Consider the following 9,347-nt stretch of genomic DNA (forward strand, 5'->3'; position numbering starts at 1 on the left):
TAACAAAACTAATGTTTCATTCCTTTTAGATATATTTTCACTTTTCAAAGTACAATTTAAATCTTAAAATTTTCAATCTAGTTTTTTCATAGGTTAGTTAACACTATCATTAATTTATTCTAAAATAATTAATTAAAATCTAAACTTAAAAATTGTTTTATTCTTGTGTTAGTTGAGTTGTTTAATAACTCATCCGGGGTTCCCTTATCAAGGATGATCCCATTGTCAATAAATATTATATTGTCTGCAACGTCTCTTGCAAAACTCATGTTATGTGTAACAACAACCATTGTCATGCCGTCATGTGATAGTTCTTTCATAACTTTAAGTACCTCAGCTGCAAGTTCGGGATCTAGTGCAGAGGTTGGTTCGTCAAATAACAATACTAATGGCTCGATGGCCATAGCACGGGCTATAGCAACTCTTTGCTGTTGTCCTCCTGAGAGTTCATGGGGGTAACTATTACACTTATCTAAAAGCCCAACTTTTTCTAAAAGATTAAGTGCTTTATCATGAGCAACCTTCTTAGGTTGCTTAAGCACAGTAGTGAGCCCCTCCATTATGTTCGCAAGAACAGTCATATGAGGAAATAGATGAAAACCTTGAAATACCATGCCTGTATTTCGCCTTAGTGTTAATATTTCTTTATCAGTAGGCTCTTTGTTTCCACCAAACTCTAATTCATTATCTCCAATTCTTATAGTCCCTTGATTAGGTACTTCTAGTAAATTCAAACATCTAAGAAGGGTTGTTTTACCTGAACCTGAAGGGCCTATTATAATTGTTGTTTCACCCTTTTTAATATTCAAGTTTATGCCTTTTAATATTTCATTATCGCCAAAACTTTTGTGTAAATTTTTTATATTAATCATAAATGTCCTCCAATTACCTAGCTACATATCTTTCAAGCTTTTTTTCTATTCTTTGTTGAATTATAGTTAATATTGTACAAAATATCAGATAAATAAAAGCTGCTTCACAATATAGTACAAGTGGTTCATATGTTGCGGCTGTTATTTGTTGTGCAATTTGAAACATTTCAGTCAAAGTAATAGCCGCTGCAAGTGATGTATCCTTAACAAGACTTATGAAAGAGTTTGAAAGTGGAGGTACAGATACTCTGGCTGCTTGTGGCAAAATTATTCGAATAAGTGATTGAGTATGAGTCATTCCAATTGAACTTGCGGCTTCCCACTGCCCTTTAGGTATAGATAAAATGGAAGCTCTAATTACTTCAGAATTATAAGCTCCAACATTTAAAGTAAAACCTATAATTGCTGCGGGTAAAGCTCCAATTGTTATACCAGCAGCTGGTAATCCATAAAATATTATAAACAATTGTACGAGAAGAGGAGTACCTCTTATTATCCAAACATAAAAACTTGATATTAATTTTAAAAGTTTATATGTTGATATACGAGCAAGTGCTGTGAGCATAGCTAAAATTGAACCAAGCAAGAAAGAAATTACAGCTACTGGTATTGTAAATTTAATACCTGCTATTAATAAAGGTAAGAAAGAATCTTTAACTATACCGAGTAATCTTAGTGTATCTGCGTCTAAATTCATTTTATCACCCTTTTATTTTGATACATCGCTGCCAAAATATTTATTTGAAATTTTTGAATAAGTACCATCTGATTTCATATCAGATAATGCTTTGTTAACTGCGGTTACTAATTCTTTATTTACTTTGTTAAACATAATTCCACTTGGTTGTGCATCTCCTTTTGTATCAACAACCTTTATAGCAAGATTTGGTTTTTGTTTTTTTAAATCTAGGAAAGATAAGCTATCATTAACTGTTGCATCTACTCTTTTAGAAACTAAAAGGTCAATTGATTGGTTAAAACCATCAACGGCAAGAAGTGCAGCACCATTGGCCTTTGCAATTTTACCTAGGTCACTTGTTAATGATTGAGCAGATTTCTTGCCCTTTAAATCAGCAAACTTTTTGATAGTATTATCGGAACTATTCACAATTAAGACTGCTTTTGAAACTATATACGAAGTTGAAAAATCATACTTCTTTTGTCTATCTGGTTGAATTCCAACTTGATTTACTACCATGTCAAATCTCTTTGCATCTAGTCCTGCAAACATACCGTCCCACTTTGTTTCTACAAATTCAGGTTTAACCCCAAGACGCTTGGATACTTCAGTCGCAATATCAACATCAAATCCAGTCAACTTTCCTGATTTGTCATGGAATGTATATGGTGCATAAGTACCCTCAGTACCGATTTGTATTTTTCCTTCACTCTTTATTGTTTCTAACAAATTTTTTGATGTTGCAGTTTTACTGGTACTTGTTCCACATCCGACAAGACCTACTGATGCTACTAATAAAGTGGTAATTAATATAGATAATTTTTTCATTTATATCCCCCTTAAAGTAATCCTACTGTTTTAGTAAGGTATTAAATTTATAATACCATAATTAATCCGTTGTTGTCAATATACGTTCAAAATTTAAAAATGAGTCAAGTATATTGAAGATAGTTCCAAAATAGATTTTTTAAATGGATATTTAATATAATTTTGAAAATATAAAAGAACTAAAATAAAGGGTGACCACTGGCCATCCTTTATTTTAGTTCTTTGAGTGAAACTATTTTTTTTAAGAGAAATGAAAGCAAATATTAATAAGCTATTCCCTCAGAATACATAGCATCAGCTACTTTAATAAATCCTGCGATATTTGCACCGGCAAGTAAATTACCTTCAAATCCAAATTCTTTTGCAGCATTACTTGTTTTCATATAAATATCTGACATTATAGCCTTCAATTTATTATCAACTTCTTCAAATGTCCATGAGTATCTTATGCTATTTTGTGACATTTCAAGTGCTGAGGTAGCAACCCCTCCTGCATTAACTGCCTTAGCAGGTCCAAAAAGAATCTTACTTTTTAAGAATACATTAATTGCTTCTGGAGTGGAAGGCATATTTGCCCCTTCGCCAACTGCTATGCATCCATTTGCTACAAGAGTTTTTGCAGATGTTTCATTTACTTCATTTTGAGTCGCACAAGGAAGTGCAATATCACATTTTATTTTCCATATTCCCGAGCAACCTTCATGATATTCTGCAGTAGGATGGTATTTAACATATTCGCTTATTCTTTCTCTGTTAACTTCTTTAATTTTTTTTACTGTATCTAGTTTAATTCCAGTAGGATCATATATGTATCCATTTGAATCACTTAATGCAACTACATTTGCTCCAAGCTTAATAGCTTTTTCGGCTCCGTATATTGCAACATTACCTGAACCTGAAATTACAACTGTTTTATTTTTAAATGAGTTGTTTGTAGCTTTAAGCATTTCCTCAACAAAGTAACACATACCATATCCGGTGGCTTCCGTGCGAGCAAGACTTCCACCATAAGATAGTCCTTTGCCTGTTAATACACCTGTAAATTCATTTCTAAGCCTTTTATATTGACCATACATAAAGCCAATTTCTCTGGCGCCAACACCAATATCACCAGCAGGTACATCAGTATCGGCTCCAATATGTTTTGAAAGCTCAGTCATAAAGCTTTGACAAAATCTCATTATTTCTCTATCAGATTTTCCCTTAGGATCAAAGTCACTTCCACCTTTAGCACCACCAATTGGTAGACCTGTTAGTGAGTTCTTAAAAGTTTGTTCAAACCCAAGAAATTTAATAATACTAAGGTTAACAGAAGGATGAAGTCTTAAACCACCTTTGTAAGGTCCGATAGCACTATTAAATTGTACACGAAAGCCTCTGTTTACATTTACTACTCCCTTATCATTTATCCAGGAAACTCTAAATATAATTTGTCTCTCAGGTTCTACAATTCTATCAAATATTCCGGCCTCCATCCACTCAGGATGTGCTACAGCTACTGGCTCTAGTGATTCTAATATTTCTTTTACAGCCTGTTGAAATTCTGGTTCGTTTGGGTTTTTCTTAATAACTTGTTGAGTTAAACTTGATAATAAACTCATTTTATGACCTCCTCAAATATAATAAATAACTATAAGTTCAATTTTAAAATTAATAGTTATAAATAGTTGTAAATATATACAATTTTATAAAAATTGCATTTATCTACTATATATTCTACCATTTATAGAGCAGTATTTCAACTTCTTTAAGGCTAGTTTTGATAACATTGAGCAGTGGTAAGAGTTTGTGGTGATATAATACTCGATAACAAATTAATTGAAAGTGATTTTTATTAAATAAGTTTCTCAAATAAACTGTATTACATTAATCTAACATGAGTAACAAGGTAGTAAAATATGCCTGAGAAGGTTGTTTTTTTATATAAAATAAAGCTATGCTTAATCTAAGGTATATGTAATTATTACAGAATAGATTTCATGCTAAATGAATTGAAATTAACGATAACATGCAATAATGTAACGTATAAAACAAAAATTAATAAATTAATGGCAATGGTTACATAACGTATTAATATGATATTTGAGCTAATACTCCTTAAAACAGAGATTTATTAGTGAAATAATACAATTAACAGAATATTAAAATACTTGACTAATGCTTCAAATATTAGTAAAATGATTTTTAACGGTAAGCAAAAATTCATTACGACTATAATACGAATTTTTAAAAGCTAGGAATAATAATATTTTATTAGGGGGAATTTTTATGAACGCAATAAATACTGCAGATACGTCATTTATGATTTTTGCAACGGTATTAGTAATGCTAATGACACCGGGACTCGCTCTATTTTATGGTGGAATGGTGAGAAGAAAAAATGTCCTTAGTACTACAGTACACAGTTATACAGCAATGGTAATTGTATCACTTCAATGGGTATTAATAGGATATACTTTATGTTTTGGAAAAGATTTTGCTGGTTTTATTGGTAATTTCCAGTTTCTCGGATTGAATGGAGTTGGATTTCTTCCAAATGTTGATTATGCAGGAACTATCCCTCAATCAGTGTTTATGTTATTTCAATTAATGTTTGCAATAATTACACCAGCTTTAATTTCGGGAGCAATTGCTGAGAGAATGAAATTTCTTGCATTTGCGGTGTTTATTTTAGTGTGGACAACATTAGTTTATGATCCAATTGCTCATTGGGTATGGGGTGCAGATGGATGGCTTAGAAATTTAGGAGCTTTAGATTTTGCAGGTGGAAATGTAGTTCATATAAGTTCAGGTATATCTGCACTTGTTATAGCACTTGTAATAGGAAAGAGAAAAAAATTAAAATCAATTACTCCACACAATCTTCCTATGACACTTCTCGGAGCAGGGATTTTGTGGTTTGGATGGTTTGGATTTAACGCAGGAAGTGCACTTGCTGTAAATGGTGTAGCACTTAATGCATTTATTACAACTAATACTTCTGCTGCAGCGGCTGCATTAACATGGTGTGTATGTGAGTTAATTACTAGAAAAAAAATCACGTCACTAGGTCTTGCTAGTGGTATAGTTGTAGGACTTGTAGCAATAACTCCAGGTGCAGGTTTTGTAAGTCCAATGTCAGCTATATTGATAGGTGGAATTGGGGGCATAATATGTTTCTTTAGTGTAACGGTAGTTAAACAAAAATTTGGATATGATGATGCGTTAGATGCGTTTGGTTGTCACGGAATTGGAGGAATTTGGGGAGGAATAGCCACTGGTATTTTTGCTTCAAAGGCTATAAATTCTGCTGGTGCAAATGGTCTAATTCATGGCAATATTAAATTGCTCGGAATTCAATTAATAGCAATTGTAGCAACAATTGCATACTCAGCAATAATGACCTTTATTATATTGAAGGTGCTTGGTAAGTTTATGAGTTTAAGAGTAACAGCAGAGGAAGAAAGCGATGGATTAGATGTTTCTCAACATGGTGAGGAAGCTTATGGTGGAATAGATATTTAATAAAATAAAAGGGGGTTATATAATGGAAGAAAATTTTTCAAAGATAGATATTATTACATCTTCAAATAAATTTGAGGAATTAAAAGAAGCTTTAAATGCAATTGGTGTCAGTGGTATGACTGTATCTAATGTTTTAGGTTGTGGAATTCAAAAGGGACATAAAGAATTTTATCGAGGTCTTGCTTTAGACATCAATCTTTTACCTAAATTGAAAGTAGAAATAATAGTGTGTGATATTCCAGTAGAATTGGTTGTGGAAACAGCAAAAAAAATACTACACACAGGGAAAATGGGTGATGGAAAAATATTTGTTTATGATGTGAAAAACATTATAAGAATTAGTAATGGGGCTGAAGGACGAGATGCTCTTCGGTATAATAAGTAATTTCATTTATAATTAAAGGATAGCAGAGCAACTTAATTGTATTAAGTTGCTCTGCTATTTCTGATTAAAGGTTATAAATTCTTCTGGCGCAAATGGATTAATATATGGTAATATTGAGTTAGTAGAAATTCAATTTATAAGAATTGTCAGAAGTAAGGACATTTATTATATTAAAAGTAATAAGTAAATTTATGAGTTTAAGAGTAACATAGAAAGTGAAATGAATGTCTTAGATATATCTTTACAAGGTGATGAGGCTTATGGTGGAATAGAGATTTAAGTCACTAAAGTAATTATCTCAAGTATTTATAAAATAGAAGGGGTGCGAATATGGATGAAAAGTTTTCAAAGATAGATATTATTACGTCCTCAAGTAAATTTGATGAATTGAAGGAAGCTCTAAATGAAATAGGTGTTAGTGGTATGACTGTATCTAACGTCTTAGGATGTGGGATGCAAAAGGGTCATAAAGAATTTTATCGTGGGCTTGCTTTAGATATTAATCTTTTACCTAAAATAAAAGTAGAAGTAGTAGTTTGCGATATTCCTGTACAATTAGTTGTAGAAACTGTAAAGAGAATACTTCATACAGGGGAAATGGGTGATGGAAAAATATTCGTTTATGATGTGAAAAACATTATAAGGATTAGTAATAGTGCTGAAGGCCGAGATGCTTTGCGTTATAATAAATGATTTAACAGCGATAGAATAACTTAGATAAATTAAGTTGTTCTATTTTCTTTATATAATTCCATTAATACTTAGTTAAAATTAAAATAAATATAAAGGAGTCTTTTAATTATGAAATTTGTTATGTATATTAACAATGATCAAGAATTTGTAGGGATTGTTGTTGGGCAAAAGGTTATAAAAATCAACAATATATTTAATGCTTTAGGTATAGCTAGTGTAAGTTCTATGACTGAATTAATAGAAAGTTTTGAAGAAAACACAGTCGAGAAAATTAAAAATGCCATTAGTAGCAATAATTTTAAGTATGTATCATTAAATTCAATTAAATTACTTGCTCCAATACCGAATCCCAAAAGGAATATATTTTGCCTTGGTAAAAATTATATAGACCATGTGAATGAAATTAAAAAAACTAAAATATCAGGTACTGGTATTCCAGATTATCCTATATATTTTACTAAAGTAGCATCACCTGCAATTGGGAATGGTGATTCAATTAAGTTTTCTTCAAAAGTTACAACTCAAGTAGACTATGAAGTAGAACTCGCTGTAGTAATTGGAAAAGAAGGAACCAATATTAAACCAGAGGATGTTGAACAATATATTTTTGGTTACACTATAGTTAATGATGTTTCAGCCAGAGATTTGCAAGGAAATCACATGCAGTGGTTTAAAGGGAAAAGTTTAGACACATTTTGTCCTATGGGACCATGTTTAGTTCACAAAAGTGAAATTACATTTCCTACGGAGCTAAATATAACCTGTAGCGTTAATGGAGAATTAAGGCAAAATTCTAATACAAGAAATTTAATTTTTGATATACCATATATTATTAGTGATTTGTCAAAAGGGCTTACTTTAAAACCTGGTGATATAATTAGTACAGGCACTCCAAGCGGTGTTGGTTTAGGATTTGATCCACCTAGGGTTTTGAAAAATGGAGATATCGTGGAATGTTATGTTGATAAAATAGGTAAATTAGTTAATAAAGTAATAGTTGTTAATGAATAGATAGAGAAAAAGTAGTGAATATGAAGGAAATATTCACTACTTTTGACTACCCTCTAAAATCAAGTGGGTTGCACTTATTGCACAAAGCTTATTTTAAACTATTATATATCATATCTAAGTTTTCTTTCATGCACGTTAGATAATCTTTATTATCTTCTTTACTCTCTATGGTGTGTATTTTTTCAACTTTAGCACCTACTTCTTTAGCTAGAGCATCTGAAACCTTCGTGCTTACCATATCCTCAACAAATATAGTCTTAATTTTATTCGTTTTACAATAATCTGTTAGTTCTTTTAATTTTTTAGCACTGGGTTCGCCTTCTGCAAAAACGCTTTCTACGCTGTTTTGTTTTAGTCCGAAGTCTCTGCAAAGGTATGCAAAAGCGGCATGGCCTGTTACAAAGTCTTTGTTACTAACAGTTTTAAATTTTTTATTATATTCATTGTAAAGAGTATTAAGCTTTAGAGCAAAATCATTATAATTTTTTTCATAATAAGATTTGTTAGCTGAATCTGCTTTTATTAAAGCATCTCTTACATTTTTAGCTTGATTTTCTGAACCTTTTAAACTAATCCATACATGTGGGTCATATTGACCATGTTCTTCTTTTTCGGCTGAGTCTGTATTTTCAATTGGGGTTGACCCCTTTGATGCTTCAACCGTTATCAAATTTTTATTGTCTACAGATTCTAAAACCTTATCTACCCAAGATTCCATACCAAACCCATTATATATAAATATTTTAGCAGTACTTAAGCTTTCAAGATCTTTTGCCTTAGGCTCGAAATCATGTGGTTCGGTACCGTTAGGTATCATAGTTACTATATCAACCTTATCTTTTCCTATTGCAGTAGCAAGTTCTCTCATTGCATTAAATGAAACTACAACTTTTACTTTGTTTTGAGTTTTTACATTAGTAGTTTCGGCTTTCTTACTACCACATGCGGTGAAGGTTAATATTGTACAAATAAGTAAAATGAACATTGACATTTTTTTAAACATTTTATCGCCCCTTAAAATTTCTTCTTGCAAATCATTTGCATTATCATTTATAATATAAGTATAAATGACACTTTTGTCAATAGCAATAACTTTAATCAGTTCCAAATTTAGTATATTAATGTCTTGATAAAGTGACAAAATTATATAAACTGGAGGATAATTATGATTCAAATTAATAATTTATTTTTTTCTTATACAGGCGGGGAGCCTTACATTCTTAATGATATTAGTTTAACTATAAATAACGGAGAGTATATATCGATATTAGGTGATAACGGCTGCGGTAAAAGTACCCTTGTAAAATTAATACTAAAATTTTTATCTCCTACCAAAGGTTCTATAGTAAATGCCGATAAGAATATTGGCTATGTG

Annotated in this window: 10 protein-coding genes; 5 read left to right on the forward strand and 5 right to left on the reverse strand. The window is 31.3% G+C overall.

Annotated features, from left to right (window positions below; translation table 11 throughout):
• Nucleotides 1-128: 128 nt before the first annotated feature.
• The 4 genes from KPL37_RS18320 to gdhA form a co-directional block, all read right to left on the reverse strand.
• Nucleotides 129-872: an amino acid ABC transporter ATP-binding protein gene (locus KPL37_RS18320; protein ID WP_216151521.1), complete on the reverse strand. Its 744-nt coding sequence runs from the start codon at nucleotides 870-872 to the stop codon at nucleotides 129-131.
• A 13-nt stretch (nucleotides 873-885) separates the two neighbouring features.
• Nucleotides 886-1,569 carry an amino acid ABC transporter permease gene (locus tag KPL37_RS18325; RefSeq protein ID WP_216151522.1) on the reverse strand — a complete coding sequence of 228 codons (684 nt, stop codon included), beginning with the start codon at nucleotides 1,567-1,569 and terminating at the stop codon, nucleotides 886-888.
• 12 nt (nucleotides 1,570-1,581) lie between these two features.
• Nucleotides 1,582-2,379: an amino acid ABC transporter substrate-binding protein gene (locus tag KPL37_RS18330; RefSeq protein ID WP_216151523.1), complete on the reverse strand. Its 798-nt coding sequence runs from the start codon at nucleotides 2,377-2,379 to the stop codon at nucleotides 1,582-1,584.
• Between the two features lie 263 nt (nucleotides 2,380-2,642).
• Nucleotides 2,643-3,980, reverse strand: coding sequence for an NADP-specific glutamate dehydrogenase (gdhA, locus tag KPL37_RS18335; RefSeq protein ID WP_216151524.1), 1,338 nt, complete (start codon nucleotides 3,978-3,980; stop codon nucleotides 2,643-2,645).
• Between the two features lie 667 nt (nucleotides 3,981-4,647).
• Between gdhA and KPL37_RS18340 the strand changes: the two genes are divergently transcribed.
• The 4 genes from KPL37_RS18340 (at nucleotide 4,648) to KPL37_RS18355 (ending at nucleotide 7,972) form a co-directional block, all read left to right on the forward strand.
• A complete protein-coding gene (locus KPL37_RS18340) occupies nucleotides 4,648-5,883 on the forward strand; it encodes an ammonium transporter (protein ID WP_246578370.1) in 1,236 nt (411 codons plus the stop codon).
• A 22-nt stretch (nucleotides 5,884-5,905) separates the two neighbouring features.
• Nucleotides 5,906-6,268, forward strand: coding sequence for a P-II family nitrogen regulator (locus KPL37_RS18345; protein WP_216151525.1), 363 nt, complete (start codon nucleotides 5,906-5,908; stop codon nucleotides 6,266-6,268).
• Nucleotides 6,269-6,598: 330 nt separating this feature from the next.
• Nucleotides 6,599-6,961, forward strand: a complete 363-nt coding sequence (locus KPL37_RS18350) for a P-II family nitrogen regulator (protein WP_216151526.1) — start codon at nucleotides 6,599-6,601, stop codon at nucleotides 6,959-6,961.
• A 108-nt stretch (nucleotides 6,962-7,069) separates the two neighbouring features.
• Nucleotides 7,070-7,972: a fumarylacetoacetate hydrolase family protein gene (locus tag KPL37_RS18355; RefSeq protein ID WP_216151527.1), complete on the forward strand. Its 903-nt coding sequence runs from the start codon at nucleotides 7,070-7,072 to the stop codon at nucleotides 7,970-7,972.
• 88 nt (nucleotides 7,973-8,060) lie between these two features.
• Here the strand turns inward: KPL37_RS18355 and KPL37_RS18360 are convergent, their stop codons facing one another.
• Nucleotides 8,061-8,975, reverse strand: coding sequence for a metal ABC transporter substrate-binding protein (locus KPL37_RS18360; RefSeq protein ID WP_216151530.1), 915 nt, complete (start codon nucleotides 8,973-8,975; stop codon nucleotides 8,061-8,063).
• Between the two features lie 162 nt (nucleotides 8,976-9,137).
• Between KPL37_RS18360 and KPL37_RS18365 the strand changes: the two genes are divergently transcribed.
• Nucleotides 9,138-9,347 (forward strand): ATP-binding cassette domain-containing protein (locus tag KPL37_RS18365; protein ID WP_216151528.1); only part of this gene is annotated, 210 nt, incomplete at its 3' end.

Source organism: Clostridium frigoris (assembly GCF_018861865.1).
Lineage (GTDB): Bacteria > Bacillota > Clostridia > Clostridiales > Clostridiaceae > Clostridium_AD > Clostridium_AD frigoris.

Coding starts and splice junctions, on each gene's coding strand:
- KPL37_RS18320 (WP_216151521.1), bottom strand. CDS start 872: ATGATTAATATAAAAAATTTACACAAAAGTTTTGGCGATAATGAAATA.
- KPL37_RS18325 (WP_216151522.1), bottom strand. CDS start 1,569: ATGAATTTAGACGCAGATACACTAAGATTACTCGGTATAGTTAAAGAT.
- KPL37_RS18330 (WP_216151523.1), bottom strand. CDS start 2,379: ATGAAAAAATTATCTATATTAATTACCACTTTATTAGTAGCATCAGTA.
- gdhA (WP_216151524.1), bottom strand. CDS start 3,980: ATGAGTTTATTATCAAGTTTAACTCAACAAGTTATTAAGAAAAACCCA.
- KPL37_RS18340 (WP_246578370.1), top strand. CDS start 4,648: ATGAACGCAATAAATACTGCAGATACGTCATTTATGATTTTTGCAACG.
- KPL37_RS18345 (WP_216151525.1), top strand. CDS start 5,906: ATGGAAGAAAATTTTTCAAAGATAGATATTATTACATCTTCAAATAAA.
- KPL37_RS18350 (WP_216151526.1), top strand. CDS start 6,599: ATGGATGAAAAGTTTTCAAAGATAGATATTATTACGTCCTCAAGTAAA.
- KPL37_RS18355 (WP_216151527.1), top strand. CDS start 7,070: ATGAAATTTGTTATGTATATTAACAATGATCAAGAATTTGTAGGGATT.
- KPL37_RS18360 (WP_216151530.1), bottom strand. CDS start 8,975: ATGTTTAAAAAAATGTCAATGTTCATTTTACTTATTTGTACAATATTA.